The following is a 22,602-nucleotide window of genomic DNA, read 5'->3' on the forward strand; positions in this document are numbered from 1 at the left end:
GGGGGAGCGCCGGGACCGGAAGGGGGGAGCCGGCCTCGGGCGAGGCGCGGGCTGCATCCATGTGCGAGTCCTGCCTGAGCCTGCCGCTGGGCATGGCGGTCAGCATGGAGTCGCATCCGCGGCTAGGCCTGGTGGATTGCGTGGAGGTCGACGGCGACCCGGTCAACCGCTATGAGCACTATTGCTGTGTGTCATGCCAGACGCGCTGGATCCGCTATGTCGACCGCTGGGGCACGGACATGGGGTTCCGGCTGGGCGAGCAATCCTACGACGTGTAGGGATAGGCATTGCGCAGATAGCCCGCGCTGTCTGCGTCCGCGCAGGTGAGTTGCGCCGAGACTTCCTGGCCGCCCAGGGACCAGTTCGCGGCCCAGCTGCACACGCCCGGCAGCTTGGTGGCGGCTTCTCTTTTCTGGCCGCCAAAGTGCCGCTGCGCGAACTCAGACAGCGCGGCGACCGCCGCGTCGAACGGCAGCGCCGTGTCCAGCATCCACATCTCGTAGACCTTGCCCGATTCTTCGTCGTGCTCGACGGCAAGCTCCCCGCGCGGTTCGAAGCCGTCGGGTAGCGGAAGGCAAGCTAGGGATTGGGCCATGCGCGGCATCGTGTTGGCGGAAGCGGTGGGATTCGAACCCACGAAGGGCGTAAACCCTTGCCGGTTTTCAAGACCGGTGCCTTCAACCGCTCGGCCACGCTTCCTGGTGTCGGGACGGCGCTGATCGCCAGGCAAACGTTTTGCCGGCGATGGCTTGCATGCCATCCGAAGGGCGCAATAATAATCCATTTGCTACCCAGGAGGCATGATGAAGGCTGTTGAAATCTCCCGCCCCGGCGGTCCGGACGTGTTGGTGCCGGTGGAACGACCCATGCCGGAGCCCGGTCCGGGCGAGGTGCTGATCAAGGTCAGCGCGGCCGGCATCAACCGTCCCGACGTCTTCCAGCGCAAGGGCGCCTATCCGCCGCCGCGCGGCGCGTCGGACCTGCCCGGCCTGGAAGTGGCCGGCGAAATCGTGTCCGGCGACGCGGCTGCCGGCGGCCTGGCGATCGGCGACAAGGTCTGCGCGCTGGTCGCGGGCGGCGGCTATGCCGAATACTGCGTCGCGCCCGCCGCCCAGTGCCTGCCGATTCCGCGCGGCCTTTCCGACATCGAAGCCGCCGGCCTGCCCGAAACCTACTTCACCGTCTGGAGCAACGTGTTCGACCGCGGCGGTCTGGCCGAGGGCGAGGCGCTGCTGGTCCATGGCGGCGCCAGCGGCATCGGCACCACGGCCATCCAGCTGGCCCGCGCGATGGGCAACCCGGTCTACGCCACCGTCGGCAGCGATGAGCGCGCCCGCGCCGTGGAAGCGCTGGGGGCCGCGCGCGGCATCAACTACAAGACCCAGGACTTCGTGAAGGAAGTGCTGGACGCCACCGGCGGACGCGGCGTGGACGTGGTCCTGGACATGGTGGCGGGCGACTACATCGGTCGCGACATCCAGTGCCTGGCCGACGACGGCCGCATTGTCATCATCGCGCAGCTGGGCGGCGCCCATGCCAATGTGGACACGGCGCAGGTCATGCGTCGCCGGCTCACCATCACCGGTTCCACGCTGCGTCCGCGCCCAGTGGCCTTCAAGGGCGCCATCGCCCGCGCGCTGCGCGAGCGCGCCTGGCCGTTGCTGGAGCAGGGCGCCATCAAGCCGATCGTCCACGCCACCTTCCCGCTGGCCCAGGCCGCCCAGGCCCACGCCATGATGGAAAGCGGCGAGAACATCGGCAAGATCATCCTGACCGTATAGGGAAACTCGGGTGCGTCGGCACGCCGGCGCACAACAGGATACAATCGCAGGTTTCGCCTGGAATTTTTTCCAGGCAGACCCGTGGGCGAATGTTTCATGGGCCTCGGCTTGCCGTAGACGGCGCACTCCTGGTGCCGCCCGCGCGACAGCCGCCCGGCCCGGATGCACCCGTCCGGCGGCGGCCTGGCCTCGCGGCTGGCCGGCGGCCGGCCTCCCGGGCTCACCCTTTCTGACCTTTGCGCCATGACTTCAGTCGAAAACCGCGCCCGCCTCGTGCTGGGCAACTGGAAGATGAACGGCAACCTGGCCGAGAACGCCGCGTTGCTGACCGAACTGCGCGCCGTGGATGCCGCCAGCCATTGCCAGATCGGCGTTTGCGTGCCGTTCCCGTACCTGGCCCAGGCCGCTTCCGCCCTGACCGGCAGCAGCGTCAGCTGGGGTGCGCAGGATGTCAGCGCTCAGGAAAAGGGCGCCTACACGGGCGAAGTCTCCGGCGCGATGCTGAAGGAATTCGGCTGCCGCTGGGCCCTGGCCGGCCACTCCGAGCGTCGCGTGCTGCACGGCGAGACCGACCAGATCGTGGCGGACAAGTCGCGCGCCGCGCTGGCCGCCGGCCTGACTCCCGTGGTCTGCGTGGGCGAATCGCTGGCCGATCGCGACGCCGGCAACACGCTGGCCGTCATCGAGCGCCAGCTCAAGCCCGTGCTGGCCCTGGGCGCCGAAGCCGTGTCGCGCATGGTCCTGGCCTATGAGCCGGTCTGGGCCATCGGCACCGGCCGCAGCGCCAGCCCCGAGCAGGCCCAGGAAGTCCACGGCGCCATCCGCGCCGCCCTGCGCGCGCTAGGCGCGGCCCAGGTGCAAGTGCTGTACGGCGGCAGCGTCAAGGCGGCCAATGCCGCCAGCCTGTTCGCCATGGCCGACATCGACGGCGCCCTGGTCGGCGGCGCGTCGCTCGTGGCCGATGAATTCCTGCGCATCGCCGCCATCTAAAAGTTTCCGTTCCGGAGTCCGTAATGCCCCTGATTCTCAAAGTTCTGCTGGCCGTCCAAGTGATCTCGGCGCTGGCCATCATCATCCTGGTCCTGCTGCAGCAAGGCAAAGGCGCCGACATGGGGTCCGCGTTTGGCAGCGGCTCGGCCGGCAGCCTGTTCGGCGCCACCGGCGCGGCCAACTTCCTGTCGCGCATGACCAAGTGGTCCGCCGTCGTGTTCTTTGCCACCACCGCCGGCCTGGCCTATGTCAGCCACAAGGGCTCCTCCTCGGTCCTGGACGGCGGCGTGATGCAGAACTTCCCGGCCGACCGTTCCGTGCCCCAGGTGCCGGGCGGCGCATCGGTTCCCGGCGGCTCGTCCGTCCCGGGCGCATCCTCGGTTCCGGGCGCTTCGTCGGTTCCTGGCGCTTCGTCGGTTCCTGGCGCTTCGTCGGTTCCCGGCGCGGCTTCCGCCCCGGCCAAGCCCGACGCCTCGGTGCCTTCGGTTCCGGCGGCTCCCGCCTCGGGCGACAAGCCGGCGCAAACCCCCGCCAAGTAAGGCATGCGCTCGCGGCCGGCCCCTGTGCACAGGGGGCGGCTGTGGCTACGCAGCGAGAAGCCGGCGTGAGCCGGCTTTTTTCTGGGTGGGTGCAAGGCACGCCGGGCCTGAATTCGCATGATCGGTTACGTCAATTCTCAATATGAATGACTATTCCAATTCATGCTAGAATGCTCGACTTTCTGGCCTTGCTTACGGGCAATCGCCGGAATGGCATGTGGATTTGCAGGCACCGGCTTTCGAGTCAGGTTCTTAAGCAAGGCGCATGACCCCGCCGACGTGGTGAAATTGGTAGACACGCTATCTTGAGGGGGTAGTGGCGAAAGCTGTGCGAGTTCGAGTCTCGCCGTCGGCACCAGAATTTTTTTCCAGAGCGACTCTGGAAAAGCAAAGAACCCGCAATTCTCCAACGAGATTGCGGGTTTTTTGTTGTTGCTCGTTTTGCTGTCGCTGCGTGATGACCGAGCGTGCGCAAGCAAAGCGTTGCCATTGGATGCACGGGAGCATTCGGCGAAAGGGGCCATCCCGATCGCGGCCGTCGATTGATGTCTTATGGGACGTAATCGCTCAGGCGGCCGCATCGGGATGGTGTTCGCTAGCGGCTTTCCGTCGAGGCCAGCAACGACACTTCCCGACGCCGCCGCTGCCGCACCGCCGAGACCATCAGCAGGCAGATCAGCAGCACGCAGGCGGCCACGAAGCCCAGGCTGATGGGGCGCGTCACGAAGATCGACAGCTCGCCGCGCGACAGCAGCAGCGCGCGGCGGAAGTTCTCTTCCACCATCGGTCCCAGGACGAAGCCCAGCAGTAGCGGCGCGGGTTCGAAGCGCAGCCGCATCAGCGCGTAGCCGGCCACGCCGAACAGCGTCACCATGCCCACGTCGAACAGGTTGTTGTTGGTGCTGTACACGCCCACGCAGACGAAGAACAGCGCCGCCGGGAACAGGTAGCGGAACGGCACCGTCAGCAGCCGCACCCACATGCCGATCAGCGGCAGGTTCAGCAACAGCAGCAGGATGTTGCCGACCCAGAAGCTGGCGATCAGCCCCCAGAACATATCGGCATGCTCGACCATCATCTGCGGTCCGGGCTGGATGCCGTGGATGATGAGCGCGCCCAGCATCAGCGCCATGACCGGATCGCCAGGGATGCCCAGGCTCATGGTCGGGATGAAGCCGGTCTGCGTGGACGCGCTGGTGGCGGCCTCGGGCGCGGCGATGCCTTCGATGGCGCCACGGCCGAAGCGGCGCGGGTCGCGCGCGACCTTCTTCTCGGTGGCATACGAGATGAAGGACGCGATGGTCGGCCCGGTGCCGGGCAGGATGCCGAAGGCCGCGCCGATGGCCGTGCCGCGCACCAGCGCGCCGCGTGACTGCTTGATGTCGCCGGCCTCGGGCCGCATGGATTTCATGCTGATCTTGGCGGCGGTGACCTTGGCGTCGCCGCCCAGCCGGTTGATGTTCTTCAGGAAGTCGGCCACGCCGAACAGCCCCATCGCCAGCGCCACGATCTGCAGCCCGTCGCTCAGCTCCAGCACGCCGAAGTGAAAGCGCATCACGCCGGTATTGACGTCGGTGCCGACCACGCCCAGCAACAGTCCCACCACCACCATGGCCACGCCCTTGATGGCCGAGCCCTTGGCCAGCGTGGCGCCGGCCAACAGGCCCAGCATCATCATCGAGAAGTACTCGGCCGGGCCGAACTTGAAGGCCACGTCCACCAGCAGCGGCGAGAACAGGATCATCGCCAGGATGCCGATCGAGGCGCCGAAGAACGACGAGAACATCAGCATGAACAGCGCCGAGCCGGCCTTGCCGTTGCGCGCCAGCGGATTGCCGTCCAGGCAGGCGACCGCGTGCGAGGCCGTGCCGGGCAGGTTCAGCATGATGGAGGTGATGCCGCCGCCATACTGCGAGCCGTAGTAAATGCCCGACAGCATCACCAGCGCCGCGGTCGGCGTCATGGTGTAGGTCAGCGGCAGCAGAATGGAGATGGCGGCCAGCACGCCCATGCCGGGCAGCACGCCGATCAGGTTGCCCATGAACACGCCGAAGGCCGCCCACATCAGGTTGTCGAGCGCGAAGGCGATGGAGAACCCGTGCATCAGGTTGTTGAAGATTTCCATGGCTGATCAACCCCAACGGAACAGCGGGAACTGCAACTGCAGCCCCCAGGAGAACACGGCCAGGCCCAGCAGCGTCACGCCCACGGACAGCAGCGCCGCGCTCTTGACCGTGTGCTGGCGGTCGCCCAGCGCCGAGATGAACACCAGCGCCAGCGTGGCCGGCACCAGGCCGCCGAACTTGCCCAGCGCGATGAAGGCCAGCAGTCCGCCGATGATGCAGCCCCAGCCGCGCCAGTCCGGCGCCGCGTCGACCTCGGCCTCTTCGTCTGCCGCCTGCGGCGCGTAGCCGGCCCGCACGATGGCCGCGCCCAGCAGCGCCAGCAGCACGCCCAGGATCATCGGGAACATGCCCGGGCCCATGCGGGCCAGCGAGCCGACGTTGTAGCTGGCCGCGTGGATGGCGGTGCCCAGCCCCAGCGCGATCATCGCGCCTCCGGCCCACCATTCGCGCCGCACGGCGCGGGATTGTTGCTGCATGGTTCGATCCTCCCTTTTTGCGGCATGCAGGCGCCGGACGCACGCCTTGCTGACGCTTGGTTTAAAAGAAACTGAATTTCAGTTGAACGCGAGTCTAGGGAGCGAGACTTCCGATTGGCTTTCACTGCGGCGGAATCGGATGGCTGCTCGGGGCATCGCGGGGGAAAACCAAGGGAAATCCCCGGTGCCGCCAAGCGCGGGCGCGGGTCTGGGGCGGCTTGCGGAAGGGCAGGGTTCGCGGGCTTGCTACCATGAAGCCGGAGCCGGCTTGTTGCCGGCCCGGGGACGGCGGGGGCGAGTGCATGGACGGCAAAGACAGGCGAAAGGATTGGGTGGCGCGCGCCCCGCGGACCGCCGGACTGGAACGGATCGAAGCCTATTTCGGCGGTCGCGGCTATGAGATGCATCGCCACGACACCTATGCCATCGGCCGCACCTTGTCCGGCGTGCAGAGCTTTCACTACCGGCGCGGACTGCGCCACAGCCTGCCCGGCGGCACGCTGGTGCTGCATCCGGACGAGGCGCACGACGGTCAGGCCGGCACCGACGCGGGTTTTCGCTATCGCATGCTCTATGTCGAGCCCGCCCTGGTGCAGCGCATGCTGGGCGGGCAGCCCCTGCCTTTCGTGCCGGGCGGTCTGTCCGACGATCCGCGCCTGCGCGCGGCTGCCGAGCCGCTGCTGCGGACGATGAGCCAGCCCCTGGATCCGCTGGAAGAGGCGGACGCGCTCTACGATCTGGCGCAAGCGCTGGCCACCGTCGCCGGCCAGCGTGGCGGTCGCCGCGCGTTCGACTATGGCGCGGCCGAGCGGGCACGCCAGCGCATCCATGATGGATTGGCCGGCCGGCTGACCTTGGCGGACCTGGAAGCAGCCAGTGGTCGCGACCGCTGGAGCCTGTCGCGCGATTTCCGCGCGCTGTACGGCGTCAGCCCCTATCGCTATGCCACGCTGCGTCGGTTGGATGCGTGCCGCCGGCTGATGCTGGCGGGGCTGGGCCTGGCCGAGGCCGCGCTGGCCGCGGGATTCACCGATCAGAGCCACATGAGCCGCCATTTCTCGGCAGCCTATGGCATGCCGCCGGGGCGCTGGCTGGCGATGCTGAGGGCGGGCGCCTGAGACGTGCAACGGTGCGGCCAGACAGGGCCGCCCAAGCTGCACGATCTTACAAGACCGCTATCCCGCCGACCGGTAGCCTGGAGTTTTCACATTCCAGGAGTTGCAGCATGTCCGCCGCCATCAATTTCGCCCGCAAGTTCAACCTCATCAAGGAGCAATGGACGCCCAAGGTCATTGCCGAGATGAACGACTACCAGTTCAAGCTCGTCAAGATCCAGGGCGAGTTTGTCTGGCACTCGCACGCCGATACCGACGAGACCTTCATCGTCATCGACGGCGAGCTGCGCATCGACCTGCGCGACGGCGCCGTGACGCTGGCGGCAGGGGAAATGGCGGTGGTGCCGCGCGGCGTCGAACACAGGCCCCATGCCGAGCGCGAAGCCTGCGTCCTGCTGATCGAGCCGCGCGGGGTGCGCAATACCGGCGACCAGGAAGGGGAGCGGACCGCGCCAAACGATGTGTGGATCTAGGCGGGAACGTCGTGCCGGCGGCGGTGTCCTGGCGCGCGCCGGTGGCGCGCCCAGGGGTTGTACGGCGCTGGAAGTCCGCAGGCAAGGTCCGGTCAGCGCCGGCGCGCTGTCCTGTCGGTGATGAAAGCGAGGCGGGATTAACACCATCGGTAGAACAGTTTGTTCCGACCAGAACATGCGTTTCCGATGGTTCATGTCATGTGCCCGACGGTAGAATTCGTCCACATCGAACTCTCTATCTACCAGTCGAAAGGCAATATTCTCATGAGCAACGCTTATATCGACGCGCTGAAGAAGCGCCGCACGCAGTACGCGCTGGGCCGCAACCTGTCCCTGTCCAAGGAAGAGCTGGTCGCCCTGGTCAAGGACGCGGTCAAGCACAGCCCCTCGTCGTTCAACTCGCAAAGCTCGCGCGCGCTGGTGCTGTTCGGCGCCGAAAGCGTGAAGCTCTGGGATCTGGCCATCGAAGCCGTGCGCAAGGTCGCCCCGGCCGAAGGCTTCGACAAGACCGAAGCCAAGCTCAAGAGCTTCGCCGCCGGCGCCGGCACCATCCTGTTCTTCGAAGACCAGGACGTGGTCCGCAGCCTGCAAGAGAAGTTCGCGCTGTACGCCGACAACTTCCCGGTCTGGTCGGAACAGGCTGGCGGCATGGCCCAGCTGTCGGTCTGGGCCGCGCTGGCCAACGCCGGCGTGGGCGCCAGCCTGCAGCACTACAACCCGCTGGTCGACGCCGATGTGGCGCGCGAGTGGAACATTCCCGCCAGCTGGAAGCTGCGCGCGCAGATGCCGTTCGGCTCGAACGAAGCCGGCTTCGGCGAAAAGGCCTTCATGGACGACGCCGAGCGTTTCCGCGTGGCCGGCTGAGCAAGCGGGGGCATGCTCCCCCGTTGGCCTGGCCTGAAACCCGCGCCCGTCTCTACGAAGACGGCGCGGGTTTTGTTTTGGGCGCGGTTCCTGGCGCTGCGGACCGCGCGGCCGCATGGGGAACCGCAAGGCCGGCGCGGTCAGGACGACAGATTGGCGAGATAGACCAGCCCGAACGCCAGCAGGCCCAGTCCCTGCGCGATCATCAGCCAGCGCGCGCCCGCCGGCTTGCCCGCGGTATGCCAGTAGCCCGCCACGAAGGGCAGGCATAGTGCATTGGCCACGGTGGCGGCCAGCGCCGCCAGCCAGGGTTTCAGGCCCGGGAACATGCCGCCGTTCTGGGCCAGCATCCAGACCGTTACGACAACGCCGGCCGCGCCGATCAGGCCGGCCATGATGGCGAAGAAGCGGGACGCGGCGGCTTTCTCCTCGGCAAGCATCGGGACGGCTCAGGTCAGACGCGCGCCGTTCGGCACGTCCGCGTCCGGCGCGGCCAGCACGATGTCGCCGGCCGCGTCGGCGAAGCCCAGCACCAGCACTTCCGAGCGCACCGGGCCGATTTGGCGCGGCGGGAAATTCACCACGGCCATCACGCGCCGGCCCGGCAGTTCGTCCAGCGTGTAGTGCGCGGTGATCTGCGCCGAGCTTTTCTTCACGCCCACGCCCGGCCCGAAATCGATGGCCAGCTTGTAGGCGGGCTTGCGCGCTTCGGGAAAGGCCTCGGCGGTCTGGATCGTGCCGACGCGGATGTCCACCTTCATGAAATCGTCGAAACCGATGGCGTCGGCGGGCGGGGACGCGGGATCTTGCGTGTAATGCATGCGGATCTCTCTGTATGAATCGTGGGGAAACCTGCCCGCATTATCCCCCTACGCTCCGTCGTGGCCTCAGACCGGCAGCAGGGGTTCCGCCTGGTGGGCGCGATGCAGCAGCGCCAGGAAGCCGGGCGCCGGCGGCACGTCGATCGCGCCGATGCGCCGCAGGGGCACGCCGGGCGTCCACGAATTCATCACCACGGCGCCTTTCAGCGCGCGCAGGTCTTCAGCCTTTAGCTCCTGCTCGCGCTGCGGCGCGCCCAGCCGGTCCAGCTGCCGGCGCACGATGCCCATCATGGTGCCGCCCAGCATCGCCGCCCGTGGCCACACCACGTATTCGCCATCCCAGAACGCCAGGTTCCAGATCGTGGCCTCGCTCAGCCGTCCGCGCCGATCGACAAAGGCCGCGTCGTCGTGGCCCTGGCTGGCGGCCTCGCGCAGCAGATAGGTCTTGGCCACTTCGCCCACATGCTTGACCCCGGGCAGCATGCGTTCGTGCTCGACCAGCGCCAGCGACAGGGGGCCGGCGGGCCCGTTGGACGGCGGCGCGGTGCGGACCAGCAGGCGCGGGCGCGCGTCGGGACCGGCGATGGTGAATTCCCCGGCGGGGGAGTACACCGTGGCCGTCAGCGACAGGTCCGGCGGCCCGGCCTGGATAGCCGCGCGCAGGCGCGCCTGCACTTCTTCGTCGGGCAGCGCTTGCCCATACAGCGCCTGCGAGCCTGCCCGCAGCCGGGCCAGATGCAGGTCCAGGCCGCGCGCGCGGCCGTCGCGGATCTGCAGGGCGGTGAAGTGGGCATAGCCGGCGAAGGCCAGCGGCGCCAGCGCGGCGGCGTCTGCGTCGTGGCCGTCGACCTGAGAGACATAGCGGGTATTCGGGGAAAGCGGATCTGTCGTCATGGGGTGCGTGTACGGAATGAGATGGCGTTCAATATCCCTTATTGATGCAGCCATGGGAAACGAGTATTTTTCGAAGCATCATCAAGAAAAATTTGAAAATCATGAGTCGCGTCTTTCCCGCCGGCCGGGCCTTGCGCACCTTCGAGGCCGCCGCCCGCCACCTGAACTTCAGTCGCGCCGCAGACGAACTCGGCCTGACGCCCGCCGCCGTCAGCTACCAGATCAAGGACATCGAGGCGCAGCTCGGCCTGGCGCTGTTCGCGCGCACCAGCCGCAACATCCGGCTGACGCCGGCGGGCGAGGCGCTGGCCGGCGCCGCCGCCGATGCGCTGGACGGCCTGCGCCGCGCCACCGCCCGGGCGCGGCGGCTGGCGCGCGGCCAGCAGACGCTGCGCCTGTCGGTGGGCGCGCGCTTCGCCACGAACTGGCTGCTGCCGCGCCTGCCGCGCTTTCGCGCCGCGCATCCGCAATGGGAGCTGAGCTTCGACATCAGCGATGAACTGCGCGACTTCGACGCCCATGACCTGGACGCGGCCATCCGATATGGCGCGGGCCGCTATCCCGGCGTCGTGACGCACCGGCTGTTCAGCACGGTGGTGGTGCCGGTCTGCAGCCCGCGCCTGCTCGAAGCCGGCCCGGCGCCGCGCCAGCCGCGCGACCTGGCCGCGCATACGCTGTGCTACGTGGATTGCCGGCCCGGCGGCGTGGTCTGGCCCAACTGGGCGCTGTGGATGGCCGCCGCCGGCGTGCCGGATTTCGATGACAGCGGCTGCGTCGCCTTCACGGAATCCAGCCATGTGGCGCAGGCAGTCATGGACGGCGGCGCGGTCGGCCTGGTGGAGCGGGAGCTGGTCGCGCGCGAACTGGCCGAGGGCCGGCTGATCCAGCTGTTCGACGTGGGCGTGGCGGCGGGCGGCGACCATGCCTATCACCTGGCCTATCCCGAATCCGGTGCCAAGGCGCCGGGCGTGGCGGCGCTGCGCGATTGGATGCTGGCGGAATTGGGGCGTTCCGATGCCTGAAATCGCCGCGCGGCGCGCGCCGCCGGCCGTGCATAATCACGCATGGCCGGCCCGCGCACGCGGCCGATGGCCGTCCCTCCCCTGCCTCTCGCAAAGGAACCGCCGTGGACCGGATACTCTCGGAATTGTCGACGACCCTGCCCAACGCCAAGAGCGTCGAGGAGCTGGCGCGCCCGCTGCTGGACATGCTCGGGGCCATCACCGGGCTGGAGTCCACCTACCTGACCTCGATCGACCTGCAGGCCGGCATCCAGCACGTGCGCTATGCGCGCAACGACGGCGGCATGCAGATCCCCGAAGGCATGGACGTGCCCTGGGCCGACACGCTGTGCAAGCGCGCGCTCGATGAGGGGCGCACCAGCACCAGCGATGTCGCGAGCTGCTGGCCGGACTCCGAGGCCGCGCGCAAGCTCGGCATCCAGACCTATGTCAGCGCGCCGGTGCGCGCCGACGACGGCACGCTGCTGGGCACGCTGTGCGGCGCCAGCGCCAGCCAGCAGGCCGTCGCGCCGCAGGCCGAGGCCATGCTCAAGCTGTTCTCCGCCATGCTCGCCAACTTCATGGAACGCGAACTGCTGGTCGAGCAACTGCGCTCGGCCAATGTGCGGCTGCTGTCATATGCGCTGAGCGATCCGCTCACCGGCCTGCCCAATCGCCGCGCCATCTACGAAGAGCTGGAACGCCTGCAGGGCCGCGCGCTGCGCGAGGGCGGCAGCATCCTGGTCGGCGTGATCGACCTGGACGGCTTCAAGTCCATCAACGATGTCCATGGGCACCAGAACGGCGACATCTTCCTGCAGGAAATGTCGCGCCGGTTGGCTATCTCGCTGCGCGCCTCCGACATGCTGGGCCGGCTGGGCGGCGACGAGTTCGTGCTGATCGGCCCGGGGCCAGCCCTGGCGCGCGGCGACGCCGGTCCCATCGGCCACGAGGTCCTGCGCGGCGAGGCCGAAGAGGCCGCGCGCGCGCTGGAGGACCGCACGGCCGCGGCCACGCTCGGCAACTTCCAGCTGGGCGAGATCACGCTGCCCTACGACGGCGCCAGCGTCGGCGTGGTGGCGCTGGATCCGCGCGGCCTGAGCGCCGAGGAAGCGGTCAGGCTGGCCGATACGCGCATGTACGTGGTCAAGCGGGCGCGCAAGGGCGCGCGCGTGATGCACTGAGCGCGGCCGGCGGCGTGACCGCCCGGCGCCAACGCGCCAGTTCCTAGAAGCCCGCTTCCCGCCAGAACACGCTGGCCGCCGTGCGCAGCAGGCGCGCGCCGGGAGCTTCCCAATCGCCATGGATGCTGACCCGGCCGCGCCAGCTGTGCTGGCGCGCCTGGGCGGGCGGATCGGCGCTTTCCACGTCCAGCATCACCCGGTACACCGGCCGTTCCGGGTAGAGCAGGTTCTGCGACGCGCGCACCTGTACGTCGCCGCCGGCGGGGGCGGACAGCACCGCTTCCTGCAGCACGCGGGTGGCGTCCTGGTCGATGCTGCGCACGCGCAGATCCAGGTCCGGTCCGGCGCCGCCATCGGCGATGAAGCGCGCCGTCTGGCCGGCGCGCAGGCGCGGCAAGGCATCCTCGGGCACATACGCCACCACCTGCAGCGGGCCCGCGCTCACGACGCGTCCCAGCAGCTCGCGGCGGCCCAGCCAGTCGCCCTGGCGCAGGTCCGGATCACGGTCGCGCAGCCGGCCGGCGCCTGGCGCTTCCAGGCGGTAGCGCGCCGCTTCGCTGTCCACCGCGACCTGCTGCGCCTGCGCCTCGGCCTGGCGCTCGCGCAGCACCTGCCAGTCGCGTCGCAATTCGGGATCGAAGCCGGCGGCGGCGGACTGCCGCGCCAGTTGCAGCGAGCGCGCCTGGCTTTGCGCGGCGCTGGCGGCCAGCGAAGGCGTGTCCAGCACGAAAGCGTCCTCATGGGCCTGCAGCGCGTGCCCCTCGGCCGGCGGGGGCGAGGCCAGTCGCGACGCTTCCGGCGCATGCAGCGGCCATTGCTCGCGCGCTTGCAACAGGCCGCTGCCGCGCACCGGCACGGGCCAGGGCGCGAAGGCGCCCAGCACGATCAGGATCAGCAGCAGCGCGCTCCAGCGCGCGCGCCGGCTGCCGCCGATAGCCGCGCCGCGCTGCCGCCATGCGCCGATCTCGGACCACAGGGGACGGGCGATGAACCACACGATTTCCACCAGGAAAAGAAAGATGCCCAGGGCCTTGATGAAGAAGTGATAGACCAGGGCCGCGATGCCCAGGAACAGGACCAGGCGGTAGATCCAGGTGGCCCAGGCGAACAGGATCAGTCCGCGCCGCCGCGCGGCGGGAAAGTGCTCCGGCGCCGGCTCGCCCAGCGCGAACAGCCGTTCGCGCAGGTCCCAGCGCGCCAGCGCGAAGGCGCGGGCATGCAGGTTCGGCATCTGCAGGAAATCCGACAGCAGGAAGTAGCCGTCGAAGCGCATGAACGGGCTGGCGTTGATCAGCACGGTGCTGACCCAGGTGGTGGTGGCCAGCAGGAAGGCCATCGCGCGCAGCGGGCCGTCCGGCAGCCAGACCCAGGCCAGCATGGCCCAGACGGCGATGGTCAGCTCGGTGGCGATACCCGCCGCCGCGACCTTCAGGCGCTGGTCGCGGCGCGTCAGCTTCCATACCTCGTTGGTGTCGGTATAGGCCACGGGCCACAGCACCAGGAAGGCCACGCCCATGGTCGGCACGCGGCAGCCATAGCGCTTGGCCGTCACGCCATGGCCGAACTCGTGCAGCGTCTTCACCGCCGCCAGCGTCAGGCCGTAGGCGGCCAGTCCTTCCCAGCTCAGCATGTCCACCAGCGTGGCGGCGAAAGCGTCCCAGGAACGCGACACGCCCCACATCCCGGCCAGCAGCGCGGCCAGCGTCAGCCAGCGGAAGGCCGGCCCGTACAGGAAGGCCAGCCTTGGCGTCCAGCGCGTCAACCAGCGGTCCGGGCGCAGCAGCGGCACGCGGAAGAACAGATAGTTGTGCAGCAGCCATTGCGACCAGCCGGCGCGGCGGCGCTGGCGCTGTCCGGCCAGTTCGGCCGCGGTCAACGCGGCCGGCTGCAACAGCTCGTGCTGCGCCAGGAAGCGGTGCATGGCCTCGACATCGTCCGGTTCGGCGCGCAGCGTGGTCTCGGCCTGGATGCGCCGTGCGATCACGCCGGGCCAGCGCAGCCGCCAGCGCTGCAGGATCTCGAAACTGGCCCAGTCGATCTGGAAGAACAGGTTGCGCACCGGATCGTGCAGCGTCCAGCTGGGCTGGCCGTCCGGCAGGGCCGGGCCGGGCAGCAGGTCCAGTTCGTCGCGCAGCGGCGGCAGGGGCGTGGCCGGCGTCATAGCGCCACGAACTGGCGGATGGCCGCCCAGGGCTTGCGCAGGATCCAATAGGCCAGCGGCACGCGCTCGCCTTGCAGCTTGGCGGTGCCCTTCAGGCCGATGCGCGGTCCCTGCGCCTGATCCAGCGAGGCGCGCAGGCGATAGGCGTAGCTGCCGTCGGGCCGCGCCACGGCGTCATAGGCCATGTAGCGCACGCGGCCCTGCACGGCCGTCAGCGGGTCGGCGGCCAGATACAGCCGCAGCGGCGCGCCCTCGGCCAGCGGAATGGCGTCGCCCACCGGCACCCAGGCCTCGATCTCCACCGCGTCCGGATCGGCCACGCGCATGACGCGTTCGCCGGTCTGCACCGGTTTGCCTATCCACTCCGACGGCGAATCGAACAGCACCATGCCGTCCCGGGGCGCTGTCACGCTGGCGCGGCCCAGTTGCTCGGCCAGGAAGGCCTGCTCGGCCCGGCGCTCGCCGATCTTGCCGGCCAGCGCCGCCAGCTGCGCCTTGGAGCGCGGATCGCCCAGCGCCATCTGGGCGAACTGCCGGTATTCGGCTTCGGCCGTGCTCAGCGCCTGTTGCGCCACCTGCAGGCGGCTGGCGATCTGGGCCTCGTCCAGGCTGAACAGGGGCTGGCCCTGCTTCACGATCTGGTTGGGCTGCACGTGGATCTGCGCGACCACGCCGTCCAGCGGCGCGCGCAGCACGGCGGGTTGCGCGGCGACCAGCTCGCCCGGCGCCAGCACCGACAGGCGCACCGGAATCGCGCCAGCCGCCAGCAGTGCGCAGGCGGCCCACAGGCCGGGGCGGCGCCAGCCGCGCCCCGCCGCGGCGGGCCGCGAGCGGGCGCGGTTGCGCCAGGCGTCCCAGGACCAGGGCCGGGCGCGCTGCAAGGCCCGCCATGCATGGCACCAGATGCGGCTCCACTCGGTCAGCAGCGGCAGCAGCGTCGGCGCGACGGGATCGGCGCCGGCCAGCAGCAGGCCGCCTGCGGGGCGGGCATCCGGTTCCTCAAGCATGCGTAGCGGCAGCCACACGCCCTGCGGCGGCAGCCATTCGCGCCATTGCGCGCCGAGTTCGTCCGGCAGGTCGGCGGCCGAGACCGCGCGCGCCGTATCGCCGTCCGCCCGCGCCAGGTGTGCGCAGGCGCGCGCCAGCCATTGCGCATAGGGCGCGTTGCGGTCGGGCTGCACCACGCCCGACAGCGCGGCCACGCCGCCGGCTTCGCGCCACAGGGCGGCCTGCCGGTAGGGCGCCAGCAGCCGCGTATCGTTGACCAGCAGGAATTCCAGCTCGGGCAGGCTGGCGGCGAGCCGGGCGCGGTGGCCCAGCTCCAGCAGCAGCACCGCCGGGCTGGCGGCTTCGGGCGCTTCAGGCATGTTCAAGCGCGACCCCGTCATGCGTCATGGTTCATCCCCGCAGCCGCTGCGCCGCGCCGGCCGCCGTGCGCGCCTGCGTGGCGCGCTGCATCTGCGCGGCCAGGCCGGAGCGGCCGGCGGGCGCCTGGCGCTCGGCCGCATGGCGGCCCGCGCTCAGCTTGAACACGGTCGAGGCCTCGTTGTCGCGTTCGTCGCGCGCCGTCAGGCGCAGCGCGATCTCGCCCGCGAAGCCGCGCGGCGGCTCCGCCTGCAGGCGGCCGCTGCGCGCATCGAAACGGATCCAGGCGGGCAGGGCGCGGCCATCTTCCAGCGTCAACGACAGCTGGATCCTGGCGTCGGCCCGCGTGTGGCCAAAGACCGAGGACGGGATGCGCAGGTCCAGCGCCGCGCCGGGCTCCAGCGCGAGCGTGTTCAGGCCGCGCAGGACCACGAGTTCCTGGCCCGGCGCATCGCTGGCGCCGATGCGCTGCGGCGCATAGACGGCGGCGGCCGGCCGTTCGTCCGTGGCGCGCGGCGCGGGGGCCTGCGGGGCCCCGTGCTCGTCCATCGCCCAGGCCAGCGGCGACGCATGCGCGGGAGAGCGCGAGCCGGCCTGCGCGCCGCCGAGCGAGGGCAGGAATTCGTCGCGCGGATCGGCGACCGGCGACAGGCTTGCCACGGGCGGGGCCAGCGGCGGCAGGAGCGTTCCGGGCGGGGGCGTGGGATGCACGTAGGGCGGCACCTGGCCCTGGACGGAGAAGGACAGCGACGAGACGGCCGAGACATTGCCGGCCGCGTCCCACTGCCGCACTTGCACCGCGTGCGCGCCGGGCGCATCCAGCGTCAGCTGGCTGCCCTGGCCATCGCGCCAGCTGGCGCCGCCATCCAGCGAATACTGCCAGCGGCCGCCGCTTTCCAGGCCGTCGACGCGCAGCACGCCGTTGCCGCTGAGCAGGCCGCCGGACGGATCGAGCGCGCGCTGTTCCAGGTTGAGCGCCGGACTGGCCGGCGGCTGCGTGTCGATGCGCAAGGCGCCGGACAGCGCGCTGCCGCTGCCGGCGTTGCCGGCCAGATCGCGCACCTGGCGCAGGTCCAGCGCGATGACGGCGTTGGACAGATCCGCGCCGGCGGCCGGCGTATAGGTGGCGGTCCAGGTCAGGCCGCCGTCGGCCGAGGACAGCCCGGCGAGCGTGCCGCCGGGCAGGGTGAAGGCGCTGGCGTCCAGCGACTGGATCGCCTCGCTGAAACGGATCGTCAGCCGCGTGCTCTGGCCGGCGGCCAGCAGCGCATCGGCCAGCGTCAGCGTCGCCGAGGGCGGCGTGACGTCGCTGGGCGTCACGGCGATGGCGATGCTGCTGGTGGCGCTGAGCGCGCCGCCGCTGCCGCTGTTGCCCTGGTCGTCGGTGACGATCCGCAAGGTCGCGGGGCCGACATAGTTGGCCGCGGCTTCGTAGACCAGCCCGTCCAGCGCGGCGTTGATGTCGGCCAGCGTGCCGGTGAACGTCAGCGTGGCCGAGCCATTGGCCGTGCCGTTCATGAACGTCAGACCGGCGACGCGCGACAGGCGCAGCAGGCCGTGGTCCGCCGACAGCGTCACCAGCAGCTGGCCGCCGCCGGCGTCCACGTCCTGGATACGGATGGCATTGCCATGCGCGGCATCGAACACCAGCGGAGAACCGCCGGCCGTCTGCTGCGAACCCGGCACGATGTTGACGGGCGCATCATTGACCGCCGCGATGTCGAGCGTGATGCTGGCGCTGGCGGTCTGGCCGCCGCCCGAGCCGGTGTTGCCATTGTCGTTGACGCTGACGCTCAGCGTGACCTGGCCGGCGATGTTGGCGCCGGGCAGGTAGCGCAGGCCGCCGGCGGCGATGAAGGCGTTCAGGTCGGCCTGCGAGCCGGTCAGGGTCAACGCGCCGGCGCTGCCGCCGACGGTGACGCCGTTGCCGCTGATGGCCGACAGCGTACCGGACGGCACGGACAGGGTGACGGTCAGCAGGCCGCTGCCGGCGTCCACGTCGCTCACCGTGATGCCGGTGATGACGCCGGCCGTGTCCTCGGTCAGGCTGATGCTGGACGGCACCGTGATGACGGGCGCGTCGTTGACCGCCGCGATGCGCAGGACGACCGTGTCGCTGGCGGAGAGGGCGCCGCCGGAGCCGGTGTTGCCCAGGTCGTTGACGGTGGCCGTCAGCGTGACGTCGCCGTTGGCGTTGGGCGCCGACAGGTAGCTGACGCGGCTGGCGGCGATGAAGGCGTTGATGTCGGCGATCGAGCCGGTCAGCACCAGCGTGCCGCTGCCGGAGCCGGTGACGGTGACGCCGTTGGCGTTGAGCGCCGCGAGCGTGCCGGCGGGCACGGCCAGGGTCAGGGTGACGACGCTGCCGCCCGCGTCCACGTCGGCGATCGAGATGCCGGTGACGGCGCCGGCCGTGTCCTCGCTGAAATCGAGCCGTACCGGCACGGCGATCGTCGGCGCGTCATTGACCGCCGCGATGTTCAGGTCGACGGTCTTGGTGTCGCTCAGGCTGCCGCCCGAGCCGGTGTTGCCGTTGTCGTTGATGCTGACGGTCAGTGTGACCACGCCCGTGGCATTGGCGGCGGGCGTATAGAGCACCTTGCTCGCCGCGATGAAGGCGTTCAGGTCTGCCAGCGTGCCGGTCAGCGTCATGGCGGTCGCCGTGCCGCCGATGACGATGCCCGAGCCGCTGCTGGCCGACAGCGCGCCGGCCGGCACGGACAGGGTGACGGTCAGCTGGCCGGCGCCGGCGTCCACGTCGCTGAACGAGATGCCGGTGATGGCGCCGACGATGTCCTCGGTCAGGCTGATGCCGGACGGCACGGTGATGACGGGCGCATCGTTGACCGCCGCGACGCGCAGGGTGACCGTGCCGCTGGCGGTTTCCGCGCCGTCCGTGCCGGTGTTGCCGTTGTCGTTGATCGTGACGCTGAGCGTGATGTCGCCATTGGCGTTGGGCGCGGCCAGGAAGCTGACTTCCAAGGCGGCGATGAAGGCATTCAGGTTGGCCACCGAGCCCGACAGGACCAGCACGCCGGTGCCCGAGCCCTGCACGGTGACGCCGCCGCTGGTGAGCGCGTAAAGCCGTCCGGCGGGCACGCTCAGCGTCAGGGTGACGCTGCCGCTGCCCGCGTCCGCGTCGGACACGGAGATGCCGGTGATGAAGCCGGACGTGTCCTCGCTGAAATTCAGTGTCAACGGCAGCGTCAGCACCGGCGGGATATTGCCGTCCTGCACGTCGATGCTCTTGGCCGCGACGACGCTGCTATTGACGCCGTCCGACACCTGGAAGCTGATCGAGCGCGAGGCCACGGGCGTGCTTTCGCGGGTATTGACGAAAGTGATCGCGCGCAGCGCCGCCTGCCATTGCGCGACCGTGGCCAGGCCGCCGGCGGACGTCAGGGTGAGGATGCCGGTGGTCGGATCATAGAATCCCACGACGTTGCCCATGGTGGCTCCGTCGTTGACGAAACCCAGCACATCGCCTGCTTGCAGGTTGCCGATGGTGATCCGGGCGCTGGCCAGCGTCGTGCTGTCCGGATCGGACAAGGTCAGGCCGGCGTCGACGGCGACGGCATGCGAGCCGCCGCCCTTGCTCAGGAAGGCGGTGGCCCCGGCGGAGGGCGTCACGACGGGCGCGGGATCGAATTGCTTGACCGTGATGGAGCGCGTGACGTTGTCGCTGTCGCGCGAGCCGTCGCTGACCACGATGGAGATCGTGCGCGTGGCGGTGCTGGCGCCGGCGTCGTTGTTGGTATAGCGGATCGAGCGCAGCGCGGCTTCCCACTGCGCCACCGTGGCCGAGCCGCTCAGCGTCAGCACGCCGGCGCTGTAGCTGCCGGAGATGCCGTTCATGGCCGTGAACAGCAGCATGTCGCTGGATTGGAGATTGCCGACGATGGCGATGACGGCCCGGCTCAGCGTGGCGCTGTCGCTGTCGCTGAGCGTGATGCCGCCGTCCACGGCCACCGGCACGGACGTGGAGCCCTTGATGGTGAATTCCGGGTTTCCGGCGCTGGGCGTCACCACGGGCGCATAGGGCAGGGTGATGGTGGACGCCAGCGACAGGACGGCGGTGTCCACGCCGCCATTGGCGGTGCCGCCGCTGTCCGTGACGCCGGTCAGCGTCACGACGCGGGCGCCGCCGGAGGCCGAGGCCTTGGCGTCCTGGTAGGTGATGCCGTTGAGCACGCCGTTGGCCGTGGCGGCGCTGATGCCGGCCGAGCTGACCGTGATCGTCGCCGTGTTGCCGATGACGGTGACCGTCACGCTCAGGCCCAGGCCGCTGGTGGTGACGGTGGTGTTATTCACCAGCGCGATGGTGGAGCCGTCGATCGTCAGGCGTTCGCTGGCGCCGTCCGCCAGGCCCGACACGGTGAAGGTAATGAGCCTGATGTTCTGCCCGGCTTCGCCCGGGTCGATGCTGGCGCCGCTGAATAGCGCCACGCCCGTTCCGCCTGGCACATGGACAGGGTTGAGCGGCGTGGCCGAGAGCGTTGGCGCATCGTTCACCGCCGCGATGTCGACGCTGACGACAGCCGAGGCGCTGCCGCCGCGCCCGTCGTAAATGCCGAAGACGATGCTGCGGGTGGCCGTGTAGGGATCGCTGCTGGTGTTCTTGTAGGTCAGCGCCGACATCAGCAAGGCCACGCGCGCCTGCGTCGCGTTGGCGTTGAAGGTCACGATCAGTTTGTTTCCGTTGGCGCCGTCGCCACTGGGAGCGATCACGCCGATGGCCACACCGGACACGCTCACCACGCTACCCACGGTCACGCCATTGGACAGGCTGATGGCGCCGCTGGTGTCTATGCCCAGAACGTCCTGGTTGGCGCGGGCGTTGTTGACCATCTGCACGGTGAGGTTGCCGCTGTTGAAGTTGGGCGTGTCGCTGTCGGTCACCGTGACCTGCGCGCCGGCGTCCAGCCTCACGGGGGCGCCTTTCTCGGTATAGGTCACCGCGTCGCCGCTCAGATTGCCGATGACTGGCGGACTGTTGGGCAGTATTTTCATGATCTTGCTGACGGGCGAGCTGTCGGACGTGCCGTCATTGACCACGAAGGTGATCGTCCGGTCGCCCTGGTACGGCATGGTCGAGCTATCGTGGTAAGTCACCGCCCGCAGCGCAGCCTCCCACTGGGCCACCGTGGCGAGGCTGCCTGAAGAGGTGAGCGTGAGCACGCCGGTGCTGGCGTTCCAGCTGCTGACGATGTTGCCGTACAGCGCGCTGTTGGTGTTGACGAAGGCGAGCACGTCCTCGCCGCTGTGGAAGCTGCCGCCGGTCAGGGAAACCGTGGCGTGGGACAGGCTGGTGCTGTCGGGATCGGTCAGCGTCAGGCTGGCGTCCACCTGCACCGGGAGGCCGTTGCCGCTGCTGTAGGTCGACGAGCCGGCCGAGGGCGTGACCACCGGGGGCGCGTCGACGATCACGGGCGCGCCCAGCGTGATGGAGTCCAGCGCGACGCTCGCCGGCCGGCCGCGGTCGCTGGCGGTCAGGCGCACCGTATCCAGATTGCCCCAGGCGCTGCCGAACACCAGCGTGCCGGCGCTGTAGGTCGAGGAGCCCTTGGTATAGGTGATGGCCCAGTCGCCGGTGCCGTAAGTGCCGCTGGTGGTGAGGTCGATGCTGATCTGCACGAGCGCGTTCGTTCCGGAGCTGTCGTCGTATCCGGAGATCACGTACTTTTGGGCAAAACCGCTGCCATTGTCGAAAGCGTTGATCGTCAGCGATTTGAGCGCGAAGTTGTTCGCCAGGTCCTGCGAGCCGAATTCCAGAAAGGTCGATCCCGTGTTGGGATTGCCGGAGATGTTGCTCAGCAGGACCTTGCCGGAAAAGCCGGTGAAGGTTTCCCCGAAATAGTCCATCGCGTCCGTCACGTCGATGACGGAGCCGCCGTCGGTGCGGTATTTGAGGCCGTCCAGGAGCAGGACGGCTGAGCCGTTGGGCGGTCGGTTCCAGCCTTCGAAGTCCTGGCTGGGCGGGGCGGCCAGCAGGTCGTTGTACGCGAAGGACAGCGCCGCCGTTTCGATCTTGCCGCTGGCCGCTTCCAGCGTCCAGTTCCCGCCCCGGGCGGCCGCGCCCGTGCGGTCGCTGGAGGCGGCCACGTCGGCGTGCGTCAGCTGCGCCAGCCGCGACAGCAGTTCGGCGCCCTTGGCGTTGGCGCCGATGTCGCAGCCATAGAGCAGGATGTCGCCCTGTTCGGTCAGCGCCGCGCCGATCTGGGTCAGCTGCGCCTGGCGTGCGTTGAGCGCGGCGGCGTTCAGCTCCACCGAGCCCAGGCGCATGCTGCCTTCGGCGCCGTGGCCGATGATGTGGATCGCGTCGATGCCGCTGCGGCCGCGCAGCGCGTCGGCGATCTGCTGCAAGCCATCGCGGGTCTTGTCCAGCACGATGACTTCGGTGCCGGGCCGGACCTGCGCGACCAGCTGCTGGTAGTCCTTGACCTGGTTGTCCACGAACACGATCTCGCGACGCGGCGCTTCCGCGGCCATGGCCACGCGGGCCAGGTCAGCGCCGGCCGGCGTGGCGTCGGCCTGCCGCGCGGCATCGGGGCGTTGCGCCTCGGCCGGCGGGGCGGCCTCCGGCCGGGCGGCATGAGCGGCGTCGGCTGTGGCGGCCACGGCGGCGGCGTCGAACATGAAGCGTTGTTCCAGCGCCAGCGGGCGCGCGGCCGGCAGGCGCGCGGCCGCCGGCAGGCCCGCCGCATCCGGGCGCCCGCCGAGCAGCGCGCGCTTGATGGCCGGAGCGACCTTATTCCACAGGGAGCGTTGGTTCGAGGTCATGGTATGTCCTGTCTTGCAGGGAATTCGGAGCG

18 protein-coding genes and 2 tRNA genes are annotated in these 22,602 nt (G+C 69.7%); 10 read left to right on the plus strand and 10 right to left on the minus strand.

Going from position 1 to position 22,602, the window contains the following annotated elements:
• Nucleotides 1-278 (plus strand): hypothetical protein (locus AC6LJ5_RS17835; RefSeq protein WP_498141170.1); only part of this gene is annotated, 278 nt, incomplete at its 5' end.
• Here AC6LJ5_RS17835 and AC6LJ5_RS17840 read toward each other — a convergent pair.
• Entirely contained in the window at nucleotides 266-595 is a 330-nt protein-coding gene (locus AC6LJ5_RS17840) for a hypothetical protein (RefSeq protein ID WP_498141171.1), read from the minus strand. The genes AC6LJ5_RS17835 and AC6LJ5_RS17840 overlap by 13 nt on opposite strands.
• Nucleotides 596-609: 14 nt before the next feature.
• Nucleotides 610-699 (minus strand) — tRNA-Ser (locus AC6LJ5_RS17845).
• A 104-nt stretch (nucleotides 700-803) separates the two neighbouring features.
• Between AC6LJ5_RS17845 and AC6LJ5_RS17850 the strand changes: the two genes are divergently transcribed.
• From AC6LJ5_RS17850 to AC6LJ5_RS17865, 4 genes are all read left to right on the plus strand, one after another.
• Nucleotides 804-1,781, plus strand: coding sequence for an NAD(P)H-quinone oxidoreductase (locus AC6LJ5_RS17850; RefSeq protein ID WP_103276344.1), 978 nt, complete (start codon nucleotides 804-806; stop codon nucleotides 1,779-1,781).
• 243 nt (nucleotides 1,782-2,024) lie between these two features.
• Entirely contained in the window at nucleotides 2,025-2,771 is a 747-nt protein-coding gene (gene tpiA, locus AC6LJ5_RS17855; protein WP_103272955.1) for a triose-phosphate isomerase, read from the plus strand.
• Between the two features lie 23 nt (nucleotides 2,772-2,794).
• Nucleotides 2,795-3,310 (plus strand): preprotein translocase subunit SecG, encoded by a 516-nt coding sequence (secG, locus tag AC6LJ5_RS17860; protein WP_498141172.1) that lies wholly within the window; start codon nucleotides 2,795-2,797, stop codon nucleotides 3,308-3,310.
• 273 nt (nucleotides 3,311-3,583) lie between these two features.
• A tRNA-Leu gene (locus AC6LJ5_RS17865) sits at nucleotides 3,584-3,668 on the plus strand.
• 237 nt (nucleotides 3,669-3,905) lie between these two features.
• Here the strand turns inward: AC6LJ5_RS17865 and AC6LJ5_RS17870 are convergent.
• Together AC6LJ5_RS17870 and AC6LJ5_RS17875 are read right to left on the minus strand one after the other, a co-directional pair.
• Nucleotides 3,906-5,435 carry a tripartite tricarboxylate transporter permease gene (locus tag AC6LJ5_RS17870; protein ID WP_498141173.1) on the minus strand — a complete coding sequence of 510 codons (1,530 nt, stop codon included), beginning with the start codon at nucleotides 5,433-5,435 and terminating at the stop codon, nucleotides 3,906-3,908.
• 6 nt (nucleotides 5,436-5,441) lie between these two features.
• A complete protein-coding gene (locus AC6LJ5_RS17875) occupies nucleotides 5,442-5,912 on the minus strand; it encodes a tripartite tricarboxylate transporter TctB family protein (protein ID WP_103272970.1) in 471 nt (156 codons plus the stop codon).
• A gap of 302 nt (nucleotides 5,913-6,214) precedes the next feature.
• Between AC6LJ5_RS17875 and AC6LJ5_RS17880 the strand changes: the two genes are divergently transcribed.
• The 3 genes from AC6LJ5_RS17880 to AC6LJ5_RS17890 all read left to right on the plus strand — a co-directional run bounded on the left by AC6LJ5_RS17880 (nucleotide 6,215) and on the right by AC6LJ5_RS17890 (nucleotide 8,364).
• A complete protein-coding gene (locus tag AC6LJ5_RS17880; protein ID WP_392411499.1) occupies nucleotides 6,215-7,030 on the plus strand; it encodes an AraC family transcriptional regulator in 816 nt (271 codons plus the stop codon).
• A gap of 107 nt (nucleotides 7,031-7,137) precedes the next feature.
• Nucleotides 7,138-7,500 carry a cupin domain-containing protein gene (locus AC6LJ5_RS17885; protein WP_392411500.1) on the plus strand — a complete coding sequence of 121 codons (363 nt, stop codon included), beginning with the start codon at nucleotides 7,138-7,140 and terminating at the stop codon, nucleotides 7,498-7,500.
• Between the two features lie 264 nt (nucleotides 7,501-7,764).
• The gene (locus AC6LJ5_RS17890) at nucleotides 7,765-8,364 is read left to right on the plus strand and encodes a nitroreductase family protein (RefSeq protein ID WP_103272973.1); all 600 of its coding nucleotides are present in this window, start codon (nucleotides 7,765-7,767) and stop codon (nucleotides 8,362-8,364) included.
• Nucleotides 8,365-8,504: 140 nt separating this feature from the next.
• On the opposite strand, the gene AC6LJ5_RS17895 is transcribed toward AC6LJ5_RS17890, so the two are convergent.
• From AC6LJ5_RS17895 to AC6LJ5_RS17905, 3 genes are all read right to left on the minus strand, one after another.
• Nucleotides 8,505-8,804: a hypothetical protein gene (locus tag AC6LJ5_RS17895; protein ID WP_498141174.1), complete on the minus strand. Its 300-nt coding sequence runs from the start codon at nucleotides 8,802-8,804 to the stop codon at nucleotides 8,505-8,507.
• Nucleotides 8,805-8,813: 9 nt separating this feature from the next.
• A complete protein-coding gene (locus AC6LJ5_RS17900; protein WP_392411502.1) occupies nucleotides 8,814-9,185 on the minus strand; it encodes a tRNA-binding protein in 372 nt (123 codons plus the stop codon).
• A gap of 66 nt (nucleotides 9,186-9,251) precedes the next feature.
• A complete protein-coding gene (locus AC6LJ5_RS17905; RefSeq protein WP_498141175.1) occupies nucleotides 9,252-10,079 on the minus strand; it encodes an aminotransferase class IV family protein in 828 nt (275 codons plus the stop codon).
• Between the two features lie 101 nt (nucleotides 10,080-10,180).
• Here AC6LJ5_RS17905 and AC6LJ5_RS17910 point away from each other — a divergent pair, with 101 nt between their 5' ends.
• Both AC6LJ5_RS17910 and AC6LJ5_RS17915 read left to right on the plus strand, forming a co-directional pair.
• On the plus strand, nucleotides 10,181-11,101 hold the full coding sequence (locus tag AC6LJ5_RS17910; RefSeq protein WP_498141176.1) for a LysR substrate-binding domain-containing protein: 921 nt from the start codon (nucleotides 10,181-10,183) through the stop codon (nucleotides 11,099-11,101).
• Between the two features lie 104 nt (nucleotides 11,102-11,205).
• Complete coding sequence (locus AC6LJ5_RS17915) at nucleotides 11,206-12,264, plus strand: sensor domain-containing diguanylate cyclase (RefSeq protein WP_498141177.1); 1,059 nt, start codon at nucleotides 11,206-11,208, stop codon at nucleotides 12,262-12,264.
• Nucleotides 12,265-12,307: 43 nt separating this feature from the next.
• Here the strand turns inward: AC6LJ5_RS17915 and AC6LJ5_RS17920 are convergent, their stop codons facing one another.
• From AC6LJ5_RS17920 to AC6LJ5_RS17930, 3 genes are read right to left on the minus strand one after another with little or no spacing between them, the layout of a single operon-like run.
• On the minus strand, nucleotides 12,308-14,425 hold the full coding sequence (locus tag AC6LJ5_RS17920) for a site-2 protease family protein (RefSeq protein WP_498141178.1): 2,118 nt from the start codon (nucleotides 14,423-14,425) through the stop codon (nucleotides 12,308-12,310).
• The gene (locus AC6LJ5_RS17925) at nucleotides 14,422-15,792 is read right to left on the minus strand and encodes an efflux RND transporter periplasmic adaptor subunit (RefSeq protein WP_392411507.1); all 1,371 of its coding nucleotides are present in this window, start codon (nucleotides 15,790-15,792) and stop codon (nucleotides 14,422-14,424) included. Before AC6LJ5_RS17925 ends, AC6LJ5_RS17920 begins: the two co-directional genes overlap by 4 nt.
• A gap of 31 nt (nucleotides 15,793-15,823) precedes the next feature.
• The gene (locus AC6LJ5_RS17930) at nucleotides 15,824-22,570 is read right to left on the minus strand and encodes a DUF4347 domain-containing protein (RefSeq protein ID WP_498141179.1); all 6,747 of its coding nucleotides are present in this window, start codon (nucleotides 22,568-22,570) and stop codon (nucleotides 15,824-15,826) included.
• Between the last annotated feature and the right edge of the window lie 32 nt (nucleotides 22,571-22,602).

The organism is Achromobacter sp. 1011791174 (assembly GCF_059760925.1).

Excerpts from the sequence above, each read along its gene's own strand:
- AC6LJ5_RS17840 (WP_498141171.1), bottom strand. The coding sequence starts at position 595 with ATGGCCCAATCCCTAGCTTGCCTTCCGCTACCCGACGGCTTCGAACCG.
- AC6LJ5_RS17850 (WP_103276344.1), top strand. The coding sequence starts at position 804 with ATGAAGGCTGTTGAAATCTCCCGCCCCGGCGGTCCGGACGTGTTGGTG.
- tpiA (WP_103272955.1), top strand. The coding sequence starts at position 2,025 with ATGACTTCAGTCGAAAACCGCGCCCGCCTCGTGCTGGGCAACTGGAAG.
- secG (WP_498141172.1), top strand. The coding sequence starts at position 2,795 with ATGCCCCTGATTCTCAAAGTTCTGCTGGCCGTCCAAGTGATCTCGGCG.
- AC6LJ5_RS17870 (WP_498141173.1), bottom strand. The coding sequence starts at position 5,435 with ATGGAAATCTTCAACAACCTGATGCACGGGTTCTCCATCGCCTTCGCG.
- AC6LJ5_RS17875 (WP_103272970.1), bottom strand. The coding sequence starts at position 5,912 with ATGCAGCAACAATCCCGCGCCGTGCGGCGCGAATGGTGGGCCGGAGGC.
- AC6LJ5_RS17880 (WP_392411499.1), top strand. The coding sequence starts at position 6,215 with ATGGACGGCAAAGACAGGCGAAAGGATTGGGTGGCGCGCGCCCCGCGG.
- AC6LJ5_RS17885 (WP_392411500.1), top strand. The coding sequence starts at position 7,138 with ATGTCCGCCGCCATCAATTTCGCCCGCAAGTTCAACCTCATCAAGGAG.
- AC6LJ5_RS17890 (WP_103272973.1), top strand. The coding sequence starts at position 7,765 with ATGAGCAACGCTTATATCGACGCGCTGAAGAAGCGCCGCACGCAGTAC.
- AC6LJ5_RS17895 (WP_498141174.1), bottom strand. The coding sequence starts at position 8,804 with ATGCTTGCCGAGGAGAAAGCCGCCGCGTCCCGCTTCTTCGCCATCATG.
- AC6LJ5_RS17900 (WP_392411502.1), bottom strand. The coding sequence starts at position 9,185 with ATGCATTACACGCAAGATCCCGCGTCCCCGCCCGCCGACGCCATCGGT.
- AC6LJ5_RS17905 (WP_498141175.1), bottom strand. The coding sequence starts at position 10,079 with ATGACGACAGATCCGCTTTCCCCGAATACCCGCTATGTCTCTCAGGTC.
- AC6LJ5_RS17910 (WP_498141176.1), top strand. The coding sequence starts at position 10,181 with ATGAGTCGCGTCTTTCCCGCCGGCCGGGCCTTGCGCACCTTCGAGGCC.
- AC6LJ5_RS17920 (WP_498141178.1), bottom strand. The coding sequence starts at position 14,425 with ATGACGCCGGCCACGCCCCTGCCGCCGCTGCGCGACGAACTGGACCTG.
- AC6LJ5_RS17925 (WP_392411507.1), bottom strand. The coding sequence starts at position 15,792 with ATGCCTGAAGCGCCCGAAGCCGCCAGCCCGGCGGTGCTGCTGCTGGAG.
- AC6LJ5_RS17930 (WP_498141179.1), bottom strand. The coding sequence starts at position 22,570 with ATGACCTCGAACCAACGCTCCCTGTGGAATAAGGTCGCTCCGGCCATC.